Genomic DNA, 24,565 nt, shown 5'->3' on the forward strand with positions numbered 1-24,565 from the left:
AACATTTAAGTATTAGAAGGTAATGTTAATACCACCGTTGAAAGTTTTCAACATTGGGTAGGTATACAGGGTAGTTTGATCCAGGACTGACTCCGGGTCAAAGTCTTTATACTTAGAGAAGGTAAGCAGGTTTTCCGCATTGATGAAAAACTGTACTTTCTGGATTTTAACCCTTGACAGCAGGCTTTGTGGCAGCGCGTACCCCAGCTGTATATTTTTTAACCGGATATAGGAGTTGTTTCTTAACCAGAAGGTAGAACGCTGGAAGTTATCGATACCGCCGGTGCTGGTAGTTACGATAGGTAAGCGTGCAGTCGTATTTTGAGGTGTCCATGCATCCCTTGTCCATTCCCAGGTGGCGTTAGCGCCATTGTTGAATGGAAATGCCAGGTTTGCAGTAGGTAATGCTTTAACACCGGCAATTCCCTGGAAGGAGGAGGTAAGAGAAAAGCCTTTATAACCCAGGTTAAATCCGAAACCAAAGGTAGAAGTAGGTACAGAGGAAGAGCTGTTTACTATCACGCGGTCGTCGCCATTGATGATACCATCATTATTCACATCCTTGTATTTGATATAACCTGGTTTTGTGTTGGCAGATTGTTTGGCGCTGTTTTTCACTTCGTCCTGTGTCTGGAAAATTCCTTCGGCCTGCAGCAGGTAGTAAGCGTCAATAGGATAACCTTCCCGGGTGATGGTACCGGAACCATAGATGATTTCACCATTCAGGTCGGTTACCTCATTTTTATTAAATCCTATATTACCAAATACATTCACATTCAGGTCACCGAATTTGTCGTTGTATTGCATGGTAAGTTCCAGACCTATATTTTTCACGGAGCCCACGTTTTGTTTTGGACCAGCCAGGTTGCCCACTTGTGCTGGAATATTTATCGGGCGCAGCATACCGTTGGTCATTTTTTGATAGGCATCAACAGTAAAGCCTATACGATTATTCCACACGTTGATATCTGCACCTACGTTGTAGGTATTGGTAATTTCCCAACGGAGGGTAGAATCTGCATCTGCGGTTTTTGCGGCGCCTGAATTGAGTGTGCCGCCAAAGCTATAATCTTCTCCCAGCATAACAGCTGCCTGGGTACTATATAAGTCTACTGCCTGGTTACCCATTTTACCGGCTGATGCACGTAGCTTCAGGAAGGACACAAAATCAGAATGGAAAAATGCTTCTTTGTCTATACGCCATGCCGCAGATACAGACGGGAAGAATGCCCAGCGGCTTTGTTTGCCGAGGCGGCCGGAGCCATCATAGCGGAAAGTAGCTTCCAGGTAATACTTCTCATTGTAATCGTAGTTAACACGACCGAAATAGGATTCCAATACATCGCGGGTCATATTGCCGCTGGTGGCATTCCAGGTGGTACCTGCGTTGAAAGCATCCAGGCGGCCATCGAGGTAGCCGTACATACTGGTGGCCCAGCTGTCACTATCCATGTTATCGTAGCTGGCGCCCAGCATAGCGGAAACGTTATGTTTGGCGAATGATCTTTTCCAGTCGAGTGTATTGTAAAAATGAATATTCATGTCGTTATAGTCCGTTTTCGCGGCTCTGGGGGCTGTAGCAGGACTATTCCAGTTGGTTGCCTTTCCTGTTTTAGGATCAAAGGTTTGCATGCGCGGTGTGAAACCACTGAGTAGGCCGTCGTATTTATCTACCCCAAATTTGATATTATAAGTGATATCAAATGGCAATTTATACTCGGCGAAAACGGTGGTCAGGAAGCGTTGTACCACTTTTGTCTGCAAGCCGTTATAGGCGAGCATGCGTGGGTTTTCCCAGTTGTTGCGACCAGCGGTTCTCATCCAGGAGTTACCGTAGCGACCATCGGCCAGTGTATCCGTGAGGATTGGCAGGGTGCGGGCCAGGTAGGTCCAGGAGTCGGTATAGAATGGTTGTGTGTAGTTACGGTAGTATCCATCCAGGGTGATACCGGTGCGTAAGCGTTTGGTAACATCCATAGTGGCGTTGAGACCAACGGAGTATTTCTTTTCGTGGTTACCCGGTCCGAAGAGGATACCATCTCTGTCGAGATAGCCGAGTGACAAGCGGTACTGATATTTATCACCGCTGCCGGCAACGCTGATGTCATGTTTTTGGATCTTGCCATTTTTGAGGGCAATTTTATACCAATCGTTTGCAGGATAGGTGAAAGGGTCTGTTTTCATACCTTCCTGGTATTCAGCTATATCTGCATCACTATATTCCTGCGCTTTACCCTCGTTGAGGAGGGCCTGGTTTTTCAGCTTCATATAAGCGATAGGATCGTTGATCGCATCAGGCAGGTAGGTAGCTTTCTGTTTACCATAGTAGTAGCTATAGTTTACGTGGGAAGCACCCTTACCTTTTTTGGTGGTCACGATGATTACCCCGTTTGCTGCGCGTGAACCGTAAATGGAAGCGGCGGCATCTTTCAGCACTGTGATGGTTTCGATATCATTTGGATTGAGCTCATCCATGGAATATTCGATTCCGTCTACGAGTACCAGAGGATTGTTGCTGCTAAGCGTTCCTACCCCCCGGATACGGATCGTACTGCGGTCCACGCCTGGCTGGCTATTGCTGAGGTTAGCGAATACTCCCGGCACACCGTGCAGCGCATTACTCACGTTGGTAATAGGCTGACCTGCTTTCTCACTCATTTTCACGGTGGTGATGGCGCCGGTAAGCGTTGCTTTTTTCTGCGTACCGTAACCCACTACCACTACGTCGTTGAGCTTTTGAATGTCTTCCTCCAGTGTAACGTTTAAGGTGTTCCCGGTTACTTTCACATCTTTCGACAGATAACCGATAAAAGAAAACTTCAGGGTGGCACCTGCAGGTACGTTGAGTTTGTAAACCCCGTTAACATCGGAAACAGTTCCATGGCTGGTACCGGCCACCTGCACATTTACACCAATAACAGGTGTACCGTTCACCGCAGTGATTTTTCCGGAAACGGTCCGGTCCTGTGCCTGTAGCTGGATAGGGATACCGCTCAGCATCCAGATGCAGCACAGCAGGAATACTGCTGGTTGAATCCCGTGGAATCGCGAGAAGAATTTCATACGTGTATTGTTTTTTATTAATTGGTTGATAATAAACTGCTTACTGCCTGGCAACTGTTAGGATAATTGGTAATGATTACACTTCACGGGAGCGTGGCTTTGCTGTGATAACTTATATTTCATTTCATTTTCACCGTGCTTTCAAAATATGAAACTAAAAAGAAACAATTTGAAACCAAAATATAAAATAAAATGAAAAAAATTAAAAAAAGCAGGATGAGTGAAAAAGAAAGAGAAAATAAATTTTATACTATTGATTTACAATTAATAACATATTAATATCTACATAAAAATATTTCAAACCTATTTCAAATTATTTCATAAAAAATAAAAAATCTTGCAATAATGGGGTAATTTCCTCTTCAAAAGGAACTATATGTAATAACTTGAAATGAGTATATAAGCTATTGTAAACGAGCTCATAAATAATATCAGGGGAACACTTTAATGCGTAATTTTATATGATATGTCTATGATCAATATTGCTGAACGCCATAAGTTTATTCTTAGTAAACTGCACGAGAAGGGCTATGTTAATGTATTGGAGCTATGTAAAGAACTGGATGTATCGGGGGTGACTATACGAAAAGACCTGAAGCTGCTGGAAGACAAATCACTCCTTTTCCGCTCTCACGGTGGCGCAACAGTACAAAACCCTTATACAATAGATAAACCGGTAAATGAAAAAGAGAACATCCGCCGGGAAGAAAAAACCAGAATAGGTCAGGCAGGCGCGATGCTCATTGCCCCTAACGATGCGATCATCATCGCCTCCGGCACCTCCGTACTGGCACTGGCAAAAAATATTCAGCCGAAAGGGCAACTCATGGTGATAACCGGCGCACTCAACGTAGCATTAGAACTGCTGCGTCGACCGGAGATTGAAGTAATTCAGCTCGGCGGCCAACTCCGCAACAGCTCCACCTCTGTTACCGGCACCTATGCGGAAAAAATCCTGGACGACTTCTCCTGCAGCAAATTATTCCTTGGCGTAGACGGTATCGACCTCGAATTTGGCCTTACCACCACTAACATCATGGAAGCACATCTCAATCAGAAAATGATGACAACCGCCCAAAAAACCATTGTACTCGCGGATTCCAGCAAGTTCGGCAGAAGAGGATTCGGGCGCATATGCGGACTGGAAGATATCGATGAAGTGATTACAGACAGCGCTATCGCAGATCATCTGGTGAAACGCATGGAAGATATGGGCGTTAAAGTAACAGTCGTATAACAGGAATTCCCAATGACACCTCGGGTGTCATTGGGAGGTGCATTCATCATTTTTCCTGTAGCAAGATATCCAGTTGCCCTTGTAGCTTTGCCAGCACTTCAGGCCCTTCGAAACCTATATTTACAAACCTGATATTTCCTTTTTTGTCGATCAGGTAAGAGGCTGGAATAATATTGAACTTAAACTTATCTCCTATTTCCGGATCAGTGTTGTAATACACCGGGAAGGAATATTTTTTATTGCCACTCCATCCCTGCGCATCCGCCAGCGTGTTTTTAGCCCCGCTGTTGGTGATCATAAATACAATGTCGGCATTGTTTTTATGTTGATCGTAGAGCTGCTGCAGGTAAGGCATTTCCTGCATACAGGGGATACACCAGGTAGCCCAGAAATCAATCACAATAATCTTCCCCTTTAACGCGTCGGGCGATACGGCCTTGCCCTTCATATCCACAAAAGAAGTGAGTGCCGGTGCCGGCTTGCTCACCTGCTGCTTCAGAATTTTTTCCATCAGTATCTTTTTACGGAACTGATCCAGCATGGCCAACTGCTTTTTATTACCGGTTTGCTGATAATAGGTTGCCGCATCGTCCAGCGTTTCTTTGTCCGCAATTTCCTGCACGGCAAGTGCCATATGCTTTTCCGCAGCATCCGGACGGTTTTGCTGTAAGGCAATTAACCCCAGCAAAGCATGGAGGCGGCAAGCAGCCTTATTATAAGCAGCCTGCCTGGTACTATCATCCACATACGGATAGATATAACCGGTTTCCGGAAAATAACGGATCACTCCTACCGGATAATGCTGCACACTATCCAAAGCACGTTTTACATAACCATAGGCTGAATCCGGCGCCAGCTGCTGCTGTTGCAACGTACGTCCGATTTCTTCCCATACGGTTACCTTATAGGGATTTTCCTTTTCACTTGTCAGGAAACGTGCATGATACAATGCTTTCGACGCATTTTTCCGGGCTGCATAATAGCGGAACAACTGCTCATGCATTTCCGTAAATGAAGCCGTGTTCTCTGCGGTTTCTTTTTGCAGCTCCTTTTCATACCACGCAATTTGCGCAGTTGTATCTTTTCCCTTAGCTATGGCAGCAGCGTTCAAACTCCGTCCGGGCGCAGACTCCGGGTAGCGTTGCATCACTACTTTGCGGATGGAATCGAGGCGGCTGTTTTCACCAATGATCAGGTAACCCATAGTAACTTTGTTGAGATTACCACTGTTGCCGGGATCAGCATTGAAGCGGTCCGCGATCACCTGATGCGCTTCTTTGCGGAGCGCTGCTTTTTGTTCCGGTGAACTGGTGGCATTCATTTTACTGGTGAGTAAACGCAGTTTTGCTTCGTAGTTATCCGGATACAGCGCCAGTTCCTTTTCATACAACTCCTGCTGCCGGCCCGCCAGCAAAGGCGATTTCCCCATCTGCGCGCTCATACTGTAGCCTTTATACAGGAATACATTTTCTACCGGCACTTTATTTTTATAAACCGCTACTTCGTAATGCTGATCCTTAGCCGGCTTATTTATATGCGCTCCACTTTCAAGGTAGAAAGTGGCAAACACAGTATAATCTGCCAGCACAAAGGAAGTCGTCCATTTACTCCCTGCTTTCTCCATTTTCATTCTCCAGGGGAGATTGTAAAAATTAGAGTAGGAAAACACCAGGGTTACTTCCTTAGCATCCGAAGGGATGCCGTTTCCCACTACAGTTGGGTCAAAAGTAACCGTAACAGTTTGTCCTCTTTCCGGGTAAGCCGGTGATATTACAACGGATTGTTGCCCGAAGCTATTACTGACAACAGTTGTCATCAGTAATAGCAGCACGATCAATTTTTTCATATAGCCGGCTTAGTTATACCCTGGATTCTGGGTCAGGTTAATATTCGTTCTCATCGCATCGGAAGGAATCGGATACAAGGTATCCGTAGCCTGCCAGTTAGCACCTTTCAATGGCCCAAGTACAGCATCGGATCTCTTGGTACGTTTGAGATCGAACCAGCGGTGCCCCCATTCTGCAAACAGTTCCAGCTGGCGCTCTTTTTCAACTGCCAGCAATAATGCCGCCTGATCGAGGCTGGTGGAAAGCTCTCCCAATCCCGCTCTCTTACGAATAGCATTCAGGTCGCTGCGGCCATCATCCGTTTTACCCTGGTGAATCCTAGCTTCCGCGCGGATGAGGTATTGTTCCGCCAAACGCATCACCATAGAGTATTCAGTGACGCCGGCAGTGGAAGTGCGGATCTTGTATTTTAACGGAATGTAGTATTTAGGCGTGGTAGCCGGTGTTCTGACATCCGTCCATTTTGCCAGGCGCTGATCACCCACTTCATAAGCAGATATCAGTCCTGGTTGCAGGCGGAATAAGCCGGTACCGGTAGCTGTAGCCGGCGTGGAAGTAAACCCTTCCCAGGTGTTTCTGCCGCCGGTAAGATTTAAAGGCTGCAGCTGAAATAAGGCTTCTTTACTGTTAGCCAGGAATACGGTATTCAGATCCGTTAACAGCGTATAGGCATTATTGTTAATCACCAGAGAAGCGGTACTTTCTGCCAGATCCCAATTTTGGTTATACAGGTATACCCTTGCCAGCAGCGCGTTTGCCACAGCCTTATCGGGGCGGGTGCGTGCACCGGACGGATATTGATCACCTAGCAACTGTACCGCCGTTTTCAGATTGGAGATGATGGTGTCGTAAACTTCTGCGCGTGGCACACGTGGTTTTACACCGTTTACCTGGTAGTCTGTTCCGGTAATCATCGGTACATCACCGTACATATTCACCAGGTAGAAATAGAAGAAAGAGCGCATAAAATAGGATTCTCCCAGCAACTGATTTCTTACAGCAGGGGTGAGGGATGTTGCGCCAGAAAGCCCTTCTATACAGGCATTCATCTGGTAGATGTAACTGTATAAGTCTGCAAACATGCTTTGCACATACTGACTGCTTGGCAACAGCCTGTTTTCCTTAAACACATCATAGTTGGCAAAGCTGGTGTAATAATACATCTCATCTGCCTGCATGGCGCTGAGGTAGTTGATCAGCACGTTGGAGAACATGTAGTTAAAGGAATTCATGTTGCCATATACGCCGGTCACCGCCGCTGTGGCGGCCTTATCGTCTTTAAAAACCAGGTCCGACACCAGTTCATTTTTAGGCAAAGGCGTGTCTACATACTTACTACAGGAAGTAGCAGCAAATAACAGTAGCCCGGCTAATAAAAATTGTAATCGTTTCATGATAAAATCTTTTATCTCCCTAAAGAATATTTTTAAAAACCAAATTGAACGCCAATGGTATATGATTTCAACGGTGGCACTACCATACCTTGTGTTTCAGGATCAAGCCCTTTGTAGTTGGTAATGGTAAACAGGTTTTGACCGAGGGCATATACGCTCAGGTTGCTCAGTTTCCATTTGCTGGTGTATTTCGACAGATCGTAGCGCAGGGAAACGTTTTTCAGTCTGATATAGGAAGCATCGCCCCAGTTGGCGGTAGAAAGGCTGTAATTGCGGTACGCTGAAGAACCATCCACCGTGGTAGCACCCGGGACGCTGGTGATATCACCGGGTTTATGCCACCGGTCCAGTGCGCGGAGATCCTGGTTTACAGGGCCGCCAATCACCACGGTGCTGTAACCATAGTTGATGCCGGGGCCTTCCTGTTTTACAAACGACAGCAGTACATCCAGTGTGAATCCTTTCCAGTTAAACGTGTTGGAGAAACCACCATAGAAATCCGGCGCTCTCTTACCGAGGATCACGTAGTCATCATTCTCTGTAGGCGTAGGCGCACCGGTATTACTGAAAAACTTAGGCGTACCCGTTGCCGGATCAATGCCCAGGAACTGATACCCTTTCACGATGGACAATGGCTCACCTACTACATAGATATTTTTGTAGGTAGAGGATTCAATACCCGGGAATGATTTCAGTTTATTTTTATTGATGGACATGTTCAGGCCTGTCTGCCAGCTGAAATGTTTATTTTTAATATTAGTAGTATTCAGTTCAACCTCCCATCCGCTGTTCATTACGCTGGCAGGGAGGTTGGCGGTAATAGATTCAAAACCTACCTGTGGTGTCAACTGGTAAGCCACCAGTTGATTATCGGAGATATTATAATAATAGTTGGTATTAAACATAATCCGGTTGTCGAGGAAGCCGAGTTCCAGACCAATTTCCTTTTTATGATTCGTTTCCCACCTGTAATTATTATTTGGCAGTCGGCTGGGTGTTAACCCTGGTATACTCCCGTACGGATAAGGCGTAGAGCTCCAGGCATCCAGGTATTGATAGTCGCTGATGTTATCATTACCGGAACTACCGATGCTACCTCTGAGCTTACCAAAGCTAAGGAAGCCGTCTTCCCCGATAAACGACTCTTTACTGAATACCCAGGCTGCACCTACGGCGCCGAAGTTACCAAAGCGGTTACCAGGGCCAAAGCGCGTGGAGCCATCGCGACGGAAAGAAGCGTTTACAATATATTTTCCATCCCAGTTATAGTTCACCCTTCCGAAGATGGATGTATAGCGGTAAAACGCGTAGACAGACGGGCGTGGCACCACCAGTGCAGCCGCATGCTGATCTTCCAGCAAAGCATCGCTGGAGAATCCGGAGGCGATTACTGACTTACCATTGGTGATATTCTGTTGGAAGGTACCACCTACCATAACCTGAAGATTACCTTTGGCGATGTCCTTATTGTAGTCGAGCTGCGGCTCAATGATGTAAGAGCCTAAACTGGAATTACCGAAGTAGGATTCACTACCTGTTGAGGTGAGTGGATTCAGGCTGGCATTTGGTGTAATACGCATCTGGTCCATACCCGTGTGGGTGTAACCGAGGCTTGCTTTAGCGTTCAGTCCTGGCAGGATGGTATATCTCAACACGGTGTTAGCCAGGAACATATTGGTACTTACCACTGATTTGCGCAGCAGGTAAGCCTGTGGGTTCTGGATGTTGCCGGTCCAGTAGAGGGCACCGGTGGAATCATACAGCGGGAAGTTAGGCGCCAGGTTATAGAAAAGGGTCAGGTCGGTAGGAATAGAATTATCCTTGTTGGCAGTATAGTTAACGGACGCGTTAATATTAAACTTACCATTGAGGCTGGTGTGGTTAATATTCATCCTGCCTGCACCGCGCTGGTAGCCGAGGCTGCCGGGCATCACGGTTGTTTCCTTATGATAGGTACCGCTGATGAGGTATTGCGTTTGTGCCGTACCACCGGATACCGTTCCCTGTGCTTCCGTGATACGGGCGGTATTACCCATGATGAATTTTTGCCAGTCGGTGGTTTTCTGCTGATCCCAAATGGTGATATCCGGAGCGGTTTCGCGGTCGTACGACTTATTATCATGCGCATAGGCTTCTTTGCGCATGGCCACGTAGTCAGGCGTACTCAGCATATCCATTGTATTTACCACTTTACCGGCGCCCGTGTATACGTTGAAGTTAGTTTGTGTTTTGCCGGCTTTTCCTTTTTTGGTGGTAATGAGGATTACGCCGTTACCGCCCCTGGAGCCGTAGATAGAGGTGGCATCTGCATCTTTCAGCACATCGATCCGTTCGATATCGGCGGGGTTGATGGATGCCATCGGGCTTTGGTTACCGTTAGCAGAGGTGAAGGTATTGAGCGGTTCGGAGTAGAACGGCACTCCATCGATCACATATAGTGGATTGTTGGGGCCGGAGAGCGAGCTTTGACCTCTCAGCACCACGCTAAAGTTTGATCCGGGCAAGCCACTGGACGAATTGATAAATACGCCGGACACCCTGCCCTGCAACGCACCGAGCGCATCGAGCACGGGTTGGTTGGCGATATCACTGGCTTTAATACTGGAAACAGAGCCCGTGTTATAGCGCTTGCTGGTAGTACCGTAGCCGATCACCACTGCCTCATCGAGGGAGGCTGTTTGTGCTTTCAGTATGATCAGCAGCTGCCTGTTGAGTGCCACTGGCTGGGTTTTAGATTCGTAGCCGATATAGGAGAACACCATTACATCGCCTTCTTTAGCCGGGATGCTGAAGTAGCCGTTTTCGTTGGTGACTACACCATTGCTGGTACCTTGTATTTTAATGGACACGCCGATGAGTGGCTGCCCCTGGACATCTTTCACCTGGCCTGTCTGTCGTTGTTCCTGCTGAGGTGTAGCGGTTTCCGTGCCGTTGATCTGCGGAGTTGCCGGCAGTTCTTTTTTACGGATAAAGATAGTTTTATCACGGATGGTAAAGTCCAGTGAACGATCTTTAAACACCGTGGTCAGAAAGGGCACCAGTGCGGTATTTTCCGCTTTTACGGTTACCGGCTTCGCATGGCGCAGGAGGTCTTTGTCGTAGAAAAACAGGTAGCCTGTTTGTTCTTTGACGGCGCTGAAAACCTCCTCCATTGGAGCATTTTTAACGGACATAGTGACCGACTGGGCAAATGCGGAGGCAGATACTTTTAACGTAGCTACCAACATTAGAAAAACTGTCAATCGCATAGTAAGTGCAATTTTGGTTGAGTGAAGTCCGGGCATAGGTAGGACTTTACCATAAAAATTCAATTGCATAGATTTGCATTTGTCTGGTTGAATAATTGGTATTAAGTATTAGCGTGCTTATGGCGAATGATCACCGGATGTTTACCGGGGGTGGGTCCAATCACCTCCGGTTTTTTTATCTGACGTGACCACTGTAAAAGTTGGTATTACATCTTCCTATAATTTATTGTTCCACAATTATATTGCGGCCTTCTACACGGAAGTGCAGGCCGGAGGCCTGCAAGCCTTCGAGTACATCCGTGAGTGGCAGCCGGCGTTGTATTTCCCCCTGGAATCTTCTGGCAGGGATATTTCCATTATATACTATTGTAACATCGTACCATCGGGCGAGTTGACGCATAACGGTAGGGATATCAGCATCCTGGAAGTAGAATGCTTCTCTTTTCCATGCGAGGATGGCGGTGGTATCGGCATGGGTGATAGTGATTTTGTCGGCAGCATTGACCAGTGCCTGCTGTCCTGGCCTGAGCACAGCGGCGGTAGTGCCGGCGTTTACTTTCACGGCGCCGCTGATGAGGGTGGTTTTAATGCCTGCTTCGTCCGTATAGGCGTTGATGTTGAAGCTGGTACCCAGCACCTCTATGCTGGTATTGGCATCCGTTTTAACTTCGAAAGGCCATTGCTGGTGGGTGGCCACCTCAAAATATATTTCACCTTTGATGGTAACTTCTCTTTTATTTTTTTCGAAAGATGTGGGATACGTGATGGCAGAAGCCGCGTTGAGCCATACTTTCGTCCCATCGGGGAGCATTAATCGGAATTGGCCGCCTCTTGGCGTGGTGAGGGTGTTGTACCTGATGGCTGCATTCGGATCCTGAGCGGCATATTGCAGCTGACCGTTTTGCAGTTGCGCGATGCTGCCTTGCTGGTTAAACACCTGGCTGGTGGCGCTATCCAGCGGGATGGTGGACCCATCGGCCAGCGTGAGTGTAGCTTTGTTGGAGCCTGGTACAATCGGGGCTGGCGTTGCAACGGAGGCAACGATTGGCTGTTGGCGGTCCTGACGGAGGTAGGCGCCGGTGGCTACGAGCAGGGCGATGGCTGCGGCGGCGCTCCACCAATACAGCCGGCGGTAGCGGCTTTTTGCGGGAGCAGCGGGATAATGCCGGTCCCGGAAGGCCTCCCAGCCGGCATTTGCATCAAACTGGCGGTATTGCTGCAATTTCCCCTGCAATAATTCAGCATTGGTCCACTGCTCAAAGTAAGCACGGTTTCCAGGAGCTGCCTGGATCCAATCCATCAGCTCAGTATTTTCTGCTTCCGTTAAAGTTTGTTGCTGATACCCATAAACGAGGTAAGCAATACGTTGTGAAATAGTTGGTTCGTCCATGTTCTTATTCCCCTCCAGACACTGTCAATTACTATAAAAACAAGAAAACTTTATTTTCGATTAAAGGAACCCGCTACTTTTTTTATTTTTTTTTCTGGCGGAGCTGATTAGTGATAATAATAATATTTAATCAGTGCGATATAAACTCCTAACATCGGTAAGATATTCTTTTTGAGCAGGCTGCTACGAATCAGTTTCAGTGCGCGCAACTTCTGTGCTCTTACGGTATTATAGGAGATCCGCAGCTCATCTGCGATCTCGTCATTCTTTTTACCTTCCAGGTAACTCATTTTAAAGATCCGCCTGCATTGCCCTGGCAGCGCTTCTATCTCATTATATAATTGTGTAATAATTTCTGTTTCCGTCATGGCGGGATCGAATCCTGTATCCACACCGGTTTGGAGATAAGAAAATTCCTTTTCGCGGATGGTTAACCGCTCTTTGCTTTTGAGGAAATTCAGGCAGGCATTTTTGGTGGCAATGAAAAGGAAGGCTTTTATATTAGCGGCGGATTGAAAATCGGTGCGCTTGTTCCAGAGCTTGGAGAAGGACTCCTGTACCAGATCCTCAGCTTCCTGCGTATCCTGAACAATGCTGTTGGCAAAATAGCAGAGTGCCTTGTAGTGTTGATGGAACAGGAATTGAAAAGCGGACTGTTCTCCGGCAGCGAGATTTTTTAATAATACATGTTCCTGTTGTAGATACTCCCCCATTATCGCTGAAAAACACCCGCTTATATGAAATGACTTATCGGTATAAAAATACCCAAAAAAGATGACTTAACGGGTGGTTTTTATGTGTAGTGGCTTTAGTCAATATACTACTTCACTTATCCGCCATAGGCCAAAACACATGGTTCTTATCAAGGAATACAATATAAAACACATTATCCTCTATATATCCCGCCACCACTTCCTTACTGTTAGCCGTAATATGCATTACTGCCCAGGTTTCAACTGAAATATGTTTTGGCTTGGGAAATTCCGAATGGGGTGGATATCCAAATTTATTATATAACTTAATACAGCCCTCCTGAATTACCTCCTGGGTTGTAAATTGCCCTGCATACTGCATCATGGTTGCCAATACCGCCATTAACCCTTCATCATCCCACTCCTTAAATGATTGCCCGGGTGGACCTGCAATATGTCTTGTCAGGGAAAATGTTATTTTTCGCTTCTTTGGCTCCTTTATTCCTAAGTCCCCCTGTTCCCTTAAGTATTTTGGCAGCTTTTTCCCTTCCTTTTTACTCATATAACTGAGATATAAGCTTATCCGTAATTTCTAAGGTATCAGCGGCGCCAAATTGATTATCCAAATATTTCTTTGCAAAATCAGAAGTATTTCTTACCGCTTTAGTGCTGAATTCAGAAAGGGAGTAAATTTTTGATGCACCGAATTGATCTTTTTCTACGAACCATATTTGATCCCGCCTCAACAGATCTTTATCCATCAGACTTATATCCTGTCCGGTAAAAACAAATTGTGCATTCCTGCGATTGTACTGCTGAAATAAGGCAAGTAGTTTTCTTGTAAGATTAGGATGCAATTTGCAATCCAGTTCATCTATGAACAAAACCCCACCGTACTTTAGATTCAACCATACAGGCCCCAGAAGGCGTATCAATTTCTGCGTACCATGTGATTCCATATAGGGATCGAAAGCAACAGCACCAACCAGTAAGTTATGTTCGTTATACTTGTTATGATAAGTAATAATTTCATCATCCTTATCGCCTGCTTCTATATTTGAAATCTCCAGATATTTTAATGCCGTAGCTGCCCACGATTTAAAACTCAGATTATCTCTCAATAACTTAACTGTGAAACGCTCATAATCGTATTCATCAATGCCACTCAAAGTGCGAAGCAGATTAAACCAGCTTAAAATATGCTTCGATGCAGGTTGGTTGTATTGGGCAAGATGACTGAGGAATAGAACATTCTCATTCACTTCCGATTTGTATTTATCTCCTTCCGGAAAAGATTCTTTATTAACGGTAAATTGCTGCTTTTCCCTGGTGAACAGAAATACTTCCCGATCAACCTTTCTATAAAGCCATTCCTTCAGGATTTCACGATTGTAAATTTCAAATCCATATCTGTGGATAACCTCTTCAATAAGGAATGAAACTTCAAACATACTACTTTGGGATTCCGTTACAGTACTCAACTTAAAACTAAAATCATTTGGGCTTTTCTTGTCACCTTCTCTTTTCAACGAATCGCTGAATGAAGAATATATGATTGTATTCATTACACTCATCGCCGCAATAAAATTGCTTTTGCCACTACCATTTGCACCGTAAACAGCCGCGACTTTGAGCAAATTGAACCCCTTTTTTGTTGGAATTACATTTGTCTCTGTCAATTCCTTAAAAGACTTCACCGATGTCATTAAAAATGAAGTTTCCTCCTTAAAAGAAAAAACATTCTTACACTTAAACTCAATCAGCATATCCAAATTTTTAGCATTATACCTTTAAAAATAAGGAATTATTTACACAATTTGCCATTTTATTTCAAAAAACACAAATAACATCCTATGCATAATAAAAAAGTCCGGACTCCAACGCCCGGACTTTCAACAAACAAACAATATATAGATTACTACACTTTTTAGGATGGAAGGCCGGCACTATTCGCCATTCAAACGATCTTTCGGTTGCTGGCGGCCGTCGCGGGTATTTTTCTGTACTGCAATGGCAGCAAACAGGCTAAGGGTAAACGACATGGCATAGAAACCTTTTTCACTTTTAGTGAGTCCGGCATTCCAGAGCCCTACCGTTAGCAGCACAATAGCCAGCAGGGTGGAGAACCAGGCAAGCCCGTAATAGATATTAGTTACGGGAATGCCTTCGAGCTGGTCCCTCACCGACTTCTGTACCGAAACTGCGGCGAACAGGCCAAACATCAATACGGTAAAATAATATCCTTTTTCATTAAGGGCCATGTCCACATTAGCCAGCCCGATGATATAAGCGCTTACACCTGCTAATAGCGCAACCCAGGCGGCAGCTACGAAAGCGGCGGATGGTTGTTGCTGATTTCTTTGTTCCATAGTGGTAAATTTGATGGTACAAAGCTAGCAGCCACCCAAAGCAATTCTTTTGACATTAGTCAAAAACCTGTTTTGTAAATGTTAAAGCCGACTACGGACACGGCTAAGTGTTTCCTGGGATATGCCCAGGTAGGAGGCAATATAGCCCAGAGGGACTTTTTCTATAATATGCGGCGACTCCGCCAGCAGCTGCTCATAGCGCTCCGTAGCGGTTTTGAAATGCGCGTTGATAAAGCGCTCCTCCAGGCGGATATAATATCGTTCGTAGGATTTACGCACCAGTCTTTCCATATCATGGTGCTTATTCATCAGCGTTGTGAGCGATTCCTTTGTGATGGCCCATAAAATAGTACCGTCCATCAGCTGTATATTCTCTACAGCGGGCTGGCCGGTAATAAAGCTGTGAAAGGATGTCACAAAATCACTTTCAAACCCAAACCAGTGCGTCACTTCCTTCCCTTCCTGGTTATAAAAGCCACGCAGGCTGCCTGTTTCAATAAAGTACAGGTGCCTGCATACTCTTCCTTCCGTAATCAGCAATTCGTTTTTAGGCAGCACCATGCGGGTGAGACTGGCCTCTAAATCAATGCGTGCTTCCTCCCCGATGTGGTGGATTTTTGTCAGCTGCGCCAGTAAACTTTCCATTTATTTCCAGAGGTGCTTAAACTTATCAATATACTCATCCGCGGTATCTACACCGGCTTCCTTTGCCAGCTCCAGGTGGCGCTTTGCCTCCGCCGGATCAAAGTACGGATCGGCCGCATACAGGATGGCGATATCCACGTGTACATCCGGTAAATCAGCTACCGCTTCCTGGTATAATGCCATAGCCTTATGCAGGTCCCGTTTCACGCCGTTGCCATCTGTATAAAAGCAGCCCAACCGCCATTTTGCAAACGTGTTACCGCTTTTGGCAGCCTGTTTATAATAAGTGATGGCGTTTTTGATATCTCCTTTTATCTCGTAGATATTACCGATTTTAGATGCTACTTCTTCATTACCATTGTCCAGTGCCGTTTGATATAATTCCAGGGCGCGTTCATTGTCCAGCATGCCGTAGGTTTCGTAATAATATAAGTCCGCCAGCGCTTCCACGGCATCTTCATTATCATGGGCAATAGCCTGCTCAAACCAATAAGCAGCCTGCTGGTAATCCGGCGCCGTACCGCGACCGTATTGATACATCAGGCCCAGGTTTTTCATCGCATAACGCTCACCTAAGGTAGCAGCAGTTTTGTACAATTCAAATGCCTTTCCGGTATTCGTATAGCCGTCTGCATACTCGTACAGGTAGCCGAGGTCTGTAATGGCTTCGAAGCAATGCAGCGAGGCTGCCAGCTCAAAGTGGCGGATAGCATCTTCAGAGCGGCCTTCGTCCAGGGCAGTGCTGCCGAGGGCATGCTCGTTAAGCGCCTGCTCCGCCAGCGGCAAAGCTTTCCGCAGTGCCTTCAGCTGGTCTTTGGTATAAAAGGACTCCGGGTAAACGGACATTTCGTCCACTACCTCCCGGGCCGACAATGGGCGGACATTACCATCTCCCTGAATTAACAGGATAGCATCACTATTGAAAGTAATGGCAATGCCGTAGGTGAGGCAATTCTCCTTACCATTTACGCTGTCATAGACTGGCTCCGATATGCGGTTGCCGGCATAATCCAATATTCCCCACTTGCCTTCACTGTTTTTATAACCTACATAATTATCTTTCAGGAAGATGAAACCTTTATACTGCGGCGTGGCTACCCAGCGGGAATCTGCTGCTATGGCATATAAACCCGAATTGCCCCCCTGTTGTACCACTGCCAGTCGCTCGCCATGCTCTCCGGGATTGGCTTGCAGCGCGTAAATATTTTCTGCAGTTGCCGGTAGTAACCAGCCCTGCGTGGCATGATATAATCCAAAGCCTGTTTTCGCCTGTACAATAAAAGCATCGAGCGGATAGTCGTAACGGATAGTTTGCTCCGCAAAAGGAATCAGTTGCTCGCCGGTATTGCTGAGCAGCCCCATCTGGCTTTTCATGGTGAAAAGGTAGCAGCCGCCTTCCGTTTCAATATTATCCGACAATCCTTTTAATAGGAAGTGGAAGGTATCTGAATAGTACCAGATTTCTTTTTCTATTTTAAAGAAGAAGTAAATCAGCCCGCTGTCGTCGATACCTACGTCTTCGGCCGTTTGGAAAGGTAGCAGCAAGGTTTCCTGCTCACCCATCAGTGCCCATTCACCGCCTTTTTTAACTGCAAATACCCCGTATTTTAGCACATGTACATTGTCGTACACCGCGGGGATGGTAGCGTGGCCACGTTCATCTATCACACCGGCTTTCCCATCTGTAACGATGTGACTAAAGCCGTTGGCGAAATCGTACGCATCCTCATATATACAAGGTATCACCAGTTCACCCGCCCTGTTGACATACCCGTATTTACCCGATTGATGTAATACCAGGGCCAGTTCCTCGCCGATGGGATACTCAAATATCTCTGTAAATTCAGCTGGTAAAACAATGTTACCCTCCTCATTTTTAAGCCCCTGCAGTCCGTTCTCCATGAATATTTCCAGGCCGGTGTAGTCGCCCATGAGGGCGGATTCTATTACAGCCCAGCCATAATTGAACCCTTCATCGTTAAGGAGCTGCTTAAATTCCGCATGATAACCACTGTTGGTGATAGGCGGCCATTCATTCAACAGGTCAGGGTTATCTGCTGCTATGGCTTTACGTATAATCGTATTCGTTTGCTCAATGATCAGTTTCAGGTCCTCCGCCTGGGCAGTGTGATTGCCTTCGGCGCCGTCGTCCGACATATTAAACACATCCCAGGCGTCCAGGTGAAACCAGGCATGAGTTACCTTGGTTTCAAAAAAGCGCAGGAGCTTTTTCTTTGCGTTTTCAAAAGCATCCTTGTTATACATCAGCGTATCCGCATGCTTTTCCAGGAAATTGTAGAAGTCGGCAAACGCCTCCTTACCCGGCGCTGCCGGGGCATACAAGCCGCCCTCTGAGCCGTTGTATACCGGAGGTGCAATGGTAATACCGCCGGCAAACAGCGGGTAAAAAAATGGCGGCAGTTCATAACCCCATTCCATCATCATGAGCACCTGCTCATCGGTGTTGCCATAAGCGGCCAGCGGCAAATTGGATGCTGTTGCTCCTGCCTGTTCAGGAACTTTTTCGAGGTTGTACAGGTATAATCTATGCGACATGGTTTACGATAGTTGAAAAACAATGATACTAAAAAAAAGCACAACAGCCGCTGGTGTGGCTGTTGTGCAAGTATGTTACCAAATTTATTTTTATCCCTGGTTTCCGCGTTCTGCTGCTCTTCGCTTCAATTCCTTCTTACTTGCTTTAGCCAGTAAGAAGAAGAACATGAAAGCCAATGCCAGTATGGCCCCTCCGGCTACCGCACCACCATCTCTTTTAAAAATTCCCACCCCTAAACAAATCACAGCCGGTACTACCACAATGTAGGCCATTATAAGGCCAAATATACTGGTAAACTTATGTTGCCAGTCGCCTGCCTGATTCCAGCCTGTGCCCGGACGGGTATTGTTGGTATACGTAAAGCTGGTGCTGTTATAGGTATAGCTGACGCTCTGCGCTTGTGGCTCCCTGTAATTTGGATTGCTAACGGTGAATTGTGATCCGCAGTACTGGCAGTTGATCAGCATCTCCCGCACATCAGCACCGGCGTTTGCCTGGTCAAATACAGTAGCACCACAGCTGGGGCATTTTGATTGTTGCATAGTCGGATAATGGACATTTATGATTTCACGAAAATAATCATTCTCAGGAAAGATTCTCTTTCACTTTTTCCAGTAAGGTAATTAGTTGCGCCTGCTCTATCGGTGAGAGTCCTTTGGCTGTAATACTTTCCATTTTCCGCCAGGAGTCCGCCACCTGCTGGTGCGCCATCCTGCCTTTTTTAGTGAGGGATACCCTTGAAATGCGCTTATCGTTTTCATCTTTTTCCTTGGTAATCATTCCCGCATTCACCATCCTGTCGATCATAGCGGCAATAGTGCCCTGCTGAATACCCATCTTTTCTACCAGGGAAGATACGGTTTGCCCGTCTTCCAGATCAAGATAGTACAGTAATATATCCTGCCCCGCGTGAATCCCTGCACCTGATAATAGTTCGTTACTTTTGTTTCTTCTAATCTTACAGATCTCTACTAATAACCCGTTGATTGAGCTGTTCGGTTTTCCTGATTTCATGCGGCAAAGGTAATAATATTATCAGCTTAGGCGACTAACGATAAAATTAGTACAATTGACCTAATTAATTAGTACATTTGCACTAAATAAAAAACAATGGATACAGAGGAACAGCAGGAAACCATCTGGCAGCGGCTCCGCGCGATGGCCTTCCCCATCAGTCCCGGAGATGGTATCGCTAAACGGGCAGCTAAAAACGGAGCTTTTTATCTCACCGCGCTAATGGTAGGCCTGGTAACGCTGGCATTATCAGCAGCCATCCTATTTGTGTTGTAAACGATGAAGCAGCTGTTTGATCCGCTGTTCACCGGCTATTGCCTGGTATGGCTGGCAGTGCATTATTGCCGGCAAAAGGGCATTATCCTGCCTTTTATCAACGGACAGCTCACGGACTTCGTCGCCGTTCCTGCCATCGCCCATCTCACGCTTACGATTACACGTCAATATATTATCCGGCAGCCGGCATACCGCTACCCGCTGGTATACCTTTTATTTATTGCCTTGTACACCACGCTGCTGCTTGAAGTTATCATGCCCGGGTTTTCAAGGAGATATACAGCTGACCTGCTGGACGCCGCTGCGTACCTGAGCGGCGGACTCTTTTATTATTTTGTGCATCAGCGCCTGCACAGTATTTAGAAGTTTAGAATGCACGCTATAAAAAAGTACATGAATGCGGTAATACCCCGGCCTGTTAGCGCTCAACTATATAGCTGCATTTCTTCCTGTTTGTGGGGTTGTAATTTTTCCTGGCGTACATAAGGTGCCAGGTAAGCAGAGAGGTTTAAAACGATCAGCAGGGCAGAGAAAAAGAACAGGCCCATAAACAGCGCTATGAACAGATGCAGGGCTACAATGCCCGCCAGCCAGTATTTGCGGGTATATTTATTGTTCATCCCGGCAAAATATCCCATTTCCAACACTACCGTAAGCCAGCCGGAAACAACGAAAAACGGCGTGGCAGCAAGGAAATCCAGCGGAAACACACTGTAGTAATTATGGCTGTGCAGCGCCTTCCAGAGGGCTTCGCCATTGCGCCAGGATGGTCCTATTATCTTATCAAAGCCTGAAAAAAAATAAGCAATGCAAAGGTGCGCCCTTAGTAAAAACAAAAAGGCTCCAGCCTCCGGCACACGATTGGGCCGCCGCCACCTATTATCCAGGGAATACACCCGGCCTACGGGAAAAATGCAGCAGTAAAACAGGGCAAACGTCGTGTAGCCGTCCACGCCATACTCATATAAGTGAATGGACTTTATCAGCAGCAACTGTAAAAACAATGCGATCACGGCATTCACACGGGTGAGTAGTCCCAGCAGCAGGCACACCAAACTAACAGGATAGGCTATACGACAAACCCACAACAACGCTTCATAGCTGATACCCACATGCCATTGGTTCAGCAGCTCCTGGAACCTGACCAGCGTAAGGCTCACCTGATCGGTTGACAGATCCATAATGTCCGGATAGATGTACCCCGAATAGCTGTACAGGTCTGTAAAATCAGGCTGTATTGCCAAAAAATGCAGCAAGGCAATACCTGCCACATTTACACGGAAGAAAAGCAACCATGCCGCGTGATTAATGCCTGCTGAGTTGTTCATTTACATTAAGACTATAGTTGATGGAAATTAATTTTACCTGCGAATAGGCCGGCGCAGCGCCGCTTCGCACCTGTTGCAGCATAGGAAAATCCAGCATATTATAACTGATATAGATCGCAGTATCCATACAATGGCGCCGCTGGAATAACGTTACCGCAATGTTCTTCATCACCAGCTGGTTGTAATCATTCAGCAGCTGCCTGTGCTCACCCGGTTTTATAAAATCATCGGTAAGACTATTCCCCATGGAAAAAAAACGCAGCGTAGTTTCGAACGAATGAAATTCAGGTGTAATAGCTTCCCCATTGCACTCCCCGATGAGCATACCATTGGAGCGTACGTTGATACCAAAAAATCCGTAGCCGGTTTCAGCGCCGGTGTACCTGCCATACCGCTGCAGGAAAGGCTTACCCAGCCAACTTTCCAGGCCCCTGGCCCATGTGGCACTGCGAGGTTGCTTGTGAAAATCCTGGTAGGATTCGTATACCGACACGGAGTTAACAACGGTAATAAACAGCAGGTGCAGCACTATCCAGCTGCCGAGCAGCATCTTTCCAATACCAGAGATGGCTGAAGCGTTACGCTTCAGCCATCTGGTGATAGCATTATCTGCCTGGTGCCATTGCATACTTCTGCATAATTTCGTTTGCACGAATGGCTTCCTGCGGAATTTGCTTCAGCTGTTTCCAGAAAATAAATTTAGTGGATACCCAGTCCTTGTAAATAGAATTGTCAAGGATACCGCCCATAGCCTTTGTTCTGGGGTCATTGGAGGCAATGGTGATTTCGCCGCGGCTAAAATCCTTGATGTCATACTTTTCAACTACCAGGCGTTTAATTTCCTCCTGGTCAGCAGCAGAAACATTTTTTACAGCTGACCGGTTTACGGTGTACAGGTTTTTACTGGTACGTTGGATACCGGTATTTCTGGCCTGACGATCCTGCATGGTGAAGGCAAATAACAAAAACATGGGGGCGCTTAATGTTAACCACATTAGCTTTTTCATAACATACAATTTTGGGGTTCTTTTCCTACTCTAGTTCGGCCTTTTCGGATTCCTGCCGTGACTTATCGAACTAAAATTACAACTTTTCTTAAAAATTACAATTTTTCTTAACCCCTTCTCAATTATATATTAATCAATATGTTACAACTCATATCATGATAACTTTAATCACCATAATTATCCAGTACCGGGCCGTGATCATAGCTAAATACCCTGGATACTTTCCATTGCCCATCTTTCAGCAGCCAAAGCATTTCGAACCTGGCCTTTCCGTCCGCATATTCCGGTTTGCCGCCTTCCGTTACATAAAATATATGCATCCCCGTTATGAGTGCGCCATACACCTCGTGGTTATTTTCCAGTAAAAAAACCTTTATCGTTGCCGGAACTGCTTCTCTCCTTAATTTAAATTTATCCCTGTTACCACACAGGTTATTTTTAATAGAATTAGCCAGCGGATCAATCCCATGCAGGCTCCCACCCTTGTCGTGATAAAACTCCACGTCATCTGCCAGCAGGCCGCGAAACCTGTCGATATCGCAGGTATTGTAGGCCTGCCAAAAGAGGCTGTCCAGCCGCAATACCACCGGGGTTACATATTTACCGGGCAGCTGCGCGGCGCTGGTGATAGTGGTAAACAGCACGAGTAAAAAAGTGATACAGGTACGCATGTTTTTGTTTTTCCTTTAGGTTGGCACAAACAGTACCATAATGCCAGGAAATATAAAAACCGGCTACAGCAAAGGATTACACTGGTTTTATTTTAAGGAGAGATATAATTTTTCTGTTCGGATACGGACACTTCTGTCCGTAGATGTTACAAATAAAAAGGGCCACCTTCCTAATGAAGGTGGCCCTTACCGAAACTAATTATTGAGCAACGATTTATTTCTGAAAGAATAATTTCTTTGGTGCCTCTGCTGTCAGCTCACAACGCAGGGTAGCATTGCTGTTCAGCAGTTTTGTAATTTCACCGGCACCTTCTACTACGGCGCATACGCTGAAGTGCTCATCTTCGATGCGGGATACTACGATTTTACCGATGGTTCGTTTACGATTGATTTTCCTCCCTTCTACGTTTACCTCTACGTTTTCGTATACCTTAAACTCATCGCCTTCGCGGAGGTCCACGGCGTTACCGGCAGTGAGCAATACTTTGGAGGCGTCCCCATAAGTATTTTTCTCTTCTACGGAAGCGATGGTAGCGGTGAGCTTAAAGTTATCCTTAATGAATTTGTCCAGGCGGTTGCGGGTACCCATCAGCGCATCGTTAAAAGCATTTTTACCTTTGCCGATATTATTGAAATTGCCGGAAGCCACCAGGTCGCCAGTATTTACATCCAGCACTTTTACATTGAAAATAATTTCTGCCTGCGGTGTTACGGTAGTTCCAAGCACGGGCACCCTGGCCTGTTTCTGGTCTTCCGTAACGCTTACCACGTTACCTATGAGCAGGTACTGTGCTTTCAGTTCCTTCATGGCGGTAATGCTGGCACTTTCAGAAGCCTGGCCTTTCACATTTTCCATTTCGCCACGTTCCACCAGGTCGAACCGCTTCGTACGCAGGAAGGCATCTTCTACGGTATTCTGAATGGCCGACTGGTAAGTGGTGCTGTCATTACCTTTGAAGGTAACGCCTATCACCGGCTTGTTCTGACCAAAGGCATAGGAAGTAAACAGTAAAGCTATGGCGGTAATAATATTCTTCTTCATGTTGGATAGGCACGCTTTGTTTTAAAAATTCTGCTCGTTGCTACGTTAATTTAATTTTTCAGGTAGCAAATCTAGCTCAAAAACGTATAGCCTACTCAGTTATTATACCGCTTTCTGAAAGATGCCTGCGTTTGCTTCAATTTTAACAAGTATTTAAGATCATGATTCCCTGAAACTGAGGCCGTGCTGCAGCAGTGTTTCCCGCATCAGCGGCAGAGAAGCCTTGCCCATTCCATGCAGTGCCAGCATTTCTTTTTCGGAATACTTTGCCAGTTTCTTAGGGGTGTTAATGCCAATGCTTTCCAGGGCGCGGCGGGCCGGGTTGGATATCCGGGGAATAAAAAAACTCTCTGTTTTTTTAGCAGGCGATTTCTTTTTCGCCTGTTTCTCTTCATTCTCTTTCATACGAAAAGCGGTGATACGGGCAATCAGTTCCAGCGGTATGGGCTCATCCAGGGGAAACTGTATGGTCCCTTTTGAGGTATGAAAGTGCTGCAGCTCTTTTTCAAAGTGAGCCACCCCGGATGATGCCGGGTAGAAGCCGATGTGATGGTCGTACCCTCCGAAATGCACCAGATTACCATGGTACACGAAGGTGGGGATGCCGTAAGCAATTTTTTCAGTGGCGTCAGGTGCCGTCTTTTTAATGGTTTGACGCACCTGCTTCAGCAGCTTTTGCGTGGCTGCGGGAAAGGTGGAAATATACGCATCGATGGTGGTGATATTTTTCTTTTCCATGGCGTTTTGGTATTTGCATTAAAGTTACGTTTATGCGTGCATTCAGT

Annotated in this window: 22 protein-coding genes; 3 read left to right on the forward strand and 19 right to left on the reverse strand. The window is 46.2% G+C overall.

Going from position 1 to position 24,565, the window contains the following annotated elements; genetic code table 11:
* Window positions 1-12 precede the first annotated feature (12 nt).
* Entirely contained in the window at window positions 13-3,063 is a 3,051-nt protein-coding gene (locus BUB18_RS01355; RefSeq protein WP_073077264.1) for a SusC/RagA family TonB-linked outer membrane protein, read from the reverse strand.
* A 466-nt stretch (window positions 3,064-3,529) separates the two neighbouring features.
* Between BUB18_RS01355 and BUB18_RS01360 the strand changes: the two genes are divergently transcribed.
* Entirely contained in the window at window positions 3,530-4,300 is a 771-nt protein-coding gene (locus tag BUB18_RS01360) for a DeoR/GlpR family DNA-binding transcription regulator (RefSeq protein WP_317043085.1), read from the forward strand.
* A 46-nt stretch (window positions 4,301-4,346) separates the two neighbouring features.
* Here the strand turns inward: BUB18_RS01360 and BUB18_RS01365 are convergent, their stop codons facing one another.
* The 12 genes from BUB18_RS01365 to BUB18_RS01420 all read right to left on the reverse strand — a co-directional run bounded on the left by BUB18_RS01365 (window position 4,347) and on the right by BUB18_RS01420 (window position 19,456).
* Window positions 4,347-6,146 carry a TlpA disulfide reductase family protein gene (locus BUB18_RS01365; protein WP_073077267.1) on the reverse strand — a complete coding sequence of 600 codons (1,800 nt, stop codon included), beginning with the start codon at window positions 6,144-6,146 and terminating at the stop codon, window positions 4,347-4,349.
* A 9-nt stretch (window positions 6,147-6,155) separates the two neighbouring features.
* Window positions 6,156-7,541: a RagB/SusD family nutrient uptake outer membrane protein gene (locus BUB18_RS01370; RefSeq protein ID WP_073077269.1), complete on the reverse strand. Its 1,386-nt coding sequence runs from the start codon at window positions 7,539-7,541 to the stop codon at window positions 6,156-6,158.
* A 32-nt stretch (window positions 7,542-7,573) separates the two neighbouring features.
* Complete coding sequence (locus tag BUB18_RS01375) at window positions 7,574-10,789, reverse strand: SusC/RagA family TonB-linked outer membrane protein (protein ID WP_178372062.1); 3,216 nt, start codon at window positions 10,787-10,789, stop codon at window positions 7,574-7,576.
* 223 nt (window positions 10,790-11,012) lie between these two features.
* Window positions 11,013-12,179 carry a FecR family protein gene (locus tag BUB18_RS01380; protein WP_073077271.1) on the reverse strand — a complete coding sequence of 389 codons (1,167 nt, stop codon included), beginning with the start codon at window positions 12,177-12,179 and terminating at the stop codon, window positions 11,013-11,015.
* Between the two features lie 107 nt (window positions 12,180-12,286).
* The gene (locus BUB18_RS01385) at window positions 12,287-12,892 is read right to left on the reverse strand and encodes an RNA polymerase sigma-70 factor (RefSeq protein WP_073077273.1); all 606 of its coding nucleotides are present in this window, start codon (window positions 12,890-12,892) and stop codon (window positions 12,287-12,289) included.
* A 112-nt stretch (window positions 12,893-13,004) separates the two neighbouring features.
* Complete coding sequence (locus tag BUB18_RS01390) at window positions 13,005-13,433, reverse strand: hypothetical protein (RefSeq protein ID WP_073077275.1); 429 nt, start codon at window positions 13,431-13,433, stop codon at window positions 13,005-13,007.
* Window positions 13,426-14,637: an AAA family ATPase gene (locus BUB18_RS01395; RefSeq protein WP_073077276.1), complete on the reverse strand. Its 1,212-nt coding sequence runs from the start codon at window positions 14,635-14,637 to the stop codon at window positions 13,426-13,428. The genes BUB18_RS01390 and BUB18_RS01395 overlap by 8 nt, the downstream gene beginning before the upstream one ends.
* 180 nt (window positions 14,638-14,817) lie before the next feature.
* Complete coding sequence (gene yiaA, locus BUB18_RS01400) at window positions 14,818-15,240, reverse strand: inner membrane protein YiaA (protein ID WP_073077278.1); 423 nt, start codon at window positions 15,238-15,240, stop codon at window positions 14,818-14,820.
* A gap of 81 nt (window positions 15,241-15,321) precedes the next feature.
* Window positions 15,322-15,885: a Crp/Fnr family transcriptional regulator gene (locus BUB18_RS01405; RefSeq protein WP_073077280.1), complete on the reverse strand. Its 564-nt coding sequence runs from the start codon at window positions 15,883-15,885 to the stop codon at window positions 15,322-15,324.
* The gene (locus BUB18_RS01410; protein WP_073077282.1) at window positions 15,886-18,441 is read right to left on the reverse strand and encodes an SEL1-like repeat protein; all 2,556 of its coding nucleotides are present in this window, start codon (window positions 18,439-18,441) and stop codon (window positions 15,886-15,888) included.
* 90 nt (window positions 18,442-18,531) lie between these two features.
* Complete coding sequence (locus tag BUB18_RS01415) at window positions 18,532-18,984, reverse strand: hypothetical protein (RefSeq protein WP_073077292.1); 453 nt, start codon at window positions 18,982-18,984, stop codon at window positions 18,532-18,534.
* A 43-nt stretch (window positions 18,985-19,027) separates the two neighbouring features.
* The gene (locus BUB18_RS01420; protein ID WP_073077294.1) at window positions 19,028-19,456 is read right to left on the reverse strand and encodes a MarR family winged helix-turn-helix transcriptional regulator; all 429 of its coding nucleotides are present in this window, start codon (window positions 19,454-19,456) and stop codon (window positions 19,028-19,030) included.
* A gap of 96 nt (window positions 19,457-19,552) precedes the next feature.
* Here BUB18_RS01420 and BUB18_RS01425 point away from each other — a divergent pair, with 96 nt between their 5' ends.
* Both BUB18_RS01425 and BUB18_RS01430 read left to right on the forward strand, forming a co-directional pair.
* Entirely contained in the window at window positions 19,553-19,732 is a 180-nt protein-coding gene (locus tag BUB18_RS01425) for a hypothetical protein (protein WP_073077296.1), read from the forward strand.
* A 3-nt stretch (window positions 19,733-19,735) separates the two neighbouring features.
* Entirely contained in the window at window positions 19,736-20,095 is a 360-nt protein-coding gene (locus tag BUB18_RS01430) for a hypothetical protein (RefSeq protein ID WP_073077298.1), read from the forward strand.
* A gap of 62 nt (window positions 20,096-20,157) precedes the next feature.
* Here BUB18_RS01430 and BUB18_RS01435 read toward each other — a convergent pair whose 3' ends face one another.
* The 6 genes from BUB18_RS01435 to BUB18_RS29895 form a co-directional block, all read right to left on the reverse strand.
* Complete coding sequence (locus BUB18_RS01435; RefSeq protein WP_073077300.1) at window positions 20,158-21,060, reverse strand: hypothetical protein; 903 nt, start codon at window positions 21,058-21,060, stop codon at window positions 20,158-20,160.
* Window positions 21,038-21,688 carry a hypothetical protein gene (locus BUB18_RS01440; RefSeq protein ID WP_073077302.1) on the reverse strand — a complete coding sequence of 217 codons (651 nt, stop codon included), beginning with the start codon at window positions 21,686-21,688 and terminating at the stop codon, window positions 21,038-21,040. The genes BUB18_RS01435 and BUB18_RS01440 overlap by 23 nt, the downstream gene beginning before the upstream one ends.
* Window positions 21,666-22,067, reverse strand: coding sequence for a hypothetical protein (locus tag BUB18_RS01445; protein WP_143159789.1), 402 nt, complete (start codon window positions 22,065-22,067; stop codon window positions 21,666-21,668). The genes BUB18_RS01440 and BUB18_RS01445 overlap by 23 nt, the downstream gene beginning before the upstream one ends.
* Before the next feature lie 164 nt (window positions 22,068-22,231).
* Complete coding sequence (locus BUB18_RS01450) at window positions 22,232-22,738, reverse strand: nuclear transport factor 2 family protein (RefSeq protein ID WP_073077306.1); 507 nt, start codon at window positions 22,736-22,738, stop codon at window positions 22,232-22,234.
* A gap of 214 nt (window positions 22,739-22,952) precedes the next feature.
* Window positions 22,953-23,780: a CsgG/HfaB family protein gene (locus BUB18_RS01455; RefSeq protein ID WP_073077308.1), complete on the reverse strand. Its 828-nt coding sequence runs from the start codon at window positions 23,778-23,780 to the stop codon at window positions 22,953-22,955.
* A 159-nt stretch (window positions 23,781-23,939) separates the two neighbouring features.
* Entirely contained in the window at window positions 23,940-24,518 is a 579-nt protein-coding gene (locus BUB18_RS29895; RefSeq protein ID WP_073077310.1) for a DUF1801 domain-containing protein, read from the reverse strand.
* Window positions 24,519-24,565 lie beyond the last annotated feature (47 nt).

This window comes from Chitinophaga jiangningensis, from assembly GCF_900142605.1.
Lineage (GTDB): Bacteria > Bacteroidota > Bacteroidia > Chitinophagales > Chitinophagaceae > Chitinophaga > Chitinophaga jiangningensis.

What these genes read in the sequence shown, in the direction of transcription:
- BUB18_RS01430 (WP_073077298.1), top strand. Translation starts at nt 19,736, where the DNA reads ATGAAGCAGCTGTTTGATCCGCTGTTCACCGGCTATTGCCTGGTATGG.
- BUB18_RS01390 (WP_073077275.1), bottom strand. Translation starts at nt 13,433, where the DNA reads ATGAGTAAAAAGGAAGGGAAAAAGCTGCCAAAATACTTAAGGGAACAG.
- BUB18_RS01355 (WP_073077264.1), bottom strand. Translation starts at nt 3,063, where the DNA reads ATGAAATTCTTCTCGCGATTCCACGGGATTCAACCAGCAGTATTCCTG.
- BUB18_RS01455 (WP_073077308.1), bottom strand. Translation starts at nt 23,780, where the DNA reads ATGAAGAAGAATATTATTACCGCCATAGCTTTACTGTTTACTTCCTAT.
- BUB18_RS01395 (WP_073077276.1), bottom strand. Translation starts at nt 14,637, where the DNA reads ATGCTGATTGAGTTTAAGTGTAAGAATGTTTTTTCTTTTAAGGAGGAA.
- BUB18_RS01420 (WP_073077294.1), bottom strand. Translation starts at nt 19,456, where the DNA reads ATGAAATCAGGAAAACCGAACAGCTCAATCAACGGGTTATTAGTAGAG.
- BUB18_RS01380 (WP_073077271.1), bottom strand. Translation starts at nt 12,179, where the DNA reads ATGGACGAACCAACTATTTCACAACGTATTGCTTACCTCGTTTATGGG.
- BUB18_RS01425 (WP_073077296.1), top strand. Translation starts at nt 19,553, where the DNA reads ATGGATACAGAGGAACAGCAGGAAACCATCTGGCAGCGGCTCCGCGCG.
- BUB18_RS01370 (WP_073077269.1), bottom strand. Translation starts at nt 7,541, where the DNA reads ATGAAACGATTACAATTTTTATTAGCCGGGCTACTGTTATTTGCTGCT.
- BUB18_RS29895 (WP_073077310.1), bottom strand. Translation starts at nt 24,518, where the DNA reads ATGGAAAAGAAAAATATCACCACCATCGATGCGTATATTTCCACCTTT.
- yiaA (WP_073077278.1), bottom strand. Translation starts at nt 15,240, where the DNA reads ATGGAACAAAGAAATCAGCAACAACCATCCGCCGCTTTCGTAGCTGCC.
- BUB18_RS01440 (WP_073077302.1), bottom strand. Translation starts at nt 21,688, where the DNA reads ATGCAATGGCACCAGGCAGATAATGCTATCACCAGATGGCTGAAGCGT.
- BUB18_RS01365 (WP_073077267.1), bottom strand. Translation starts at nt 6,146, where the DNA reads ATGAAAAAATTGATCGTGCTGCTATTACTGATGACAACTGTTGTCAGT.
- BUB18_RS01445 (WP_143159789.1), bottom strand. Translation starts at nt 22,067, where the DNA reads ATGAAAAAGCTAATGTGGTTAACATTAAGCGCCCCCATGTTTTTGTTA.
- BUB18_RS01415 (WP_073077292.1), bottom strand. Translation starts at nt 18,984, where the DNA reads ATGCAACAATCAAAATGCCCCAGCTGTGGTGCTACTGTATTTGACCAG.
- BUB18_RS01405 (WP_073077280.1), bottom strand. Translation starts at nt 15,885, where the DNA reads ATGGAAAGTTTACTGGCGCAGCTGACAAAAATCCACCACATCGGGGAG.
- BUB18_RS01450 (WP_073077306.1), bottom strand. Translation starts at nt 22,738, where the DNA reads ATGCGTACCTGTATCACTTTTTTACTCGTGCTGTTTACCACTATCACC.
- BUB18_RS01375 (WP_178372062.1), bottom strand. Translation starts at nt 10,789, where the DNA reads ATGCGATTGACAGTTTTTCTAATGTTGGTAGCTACGTTAAAAGTATCT.
- BUB18_RS01385 (WP_073077273.1), bottom strand. Translation starts at nt 12,892, where the DNA reads ATGGGGGAGTATCTACAACAGGAACATGTATTATTAAAAAATCTCGCT.
- BUB18_RS01360 (WP_317043085.1), top strand. Translation starts at nt 3,530, where the DNA reads ATGTCTATGATCAATATTGCTGAACGCCATAAGTTTATTCTTAGTAAA.
- BUB18_RS01410 (WP_073077282.1), bottom strand. Translation starts at nt 18,441, where the DNA reads ATGTCGCATAGATTATACCTGTACAACCTCGAAAAAGTTCCTGAACAG.
- BUB18_RS01435 (WP_073077300.1), bottom strand. Translation starts at nt 21,060, where the DNA reads ATGAACAACTCAGCAGGCATTAATCACGCGGCATGGTTGCTTTTCTTC.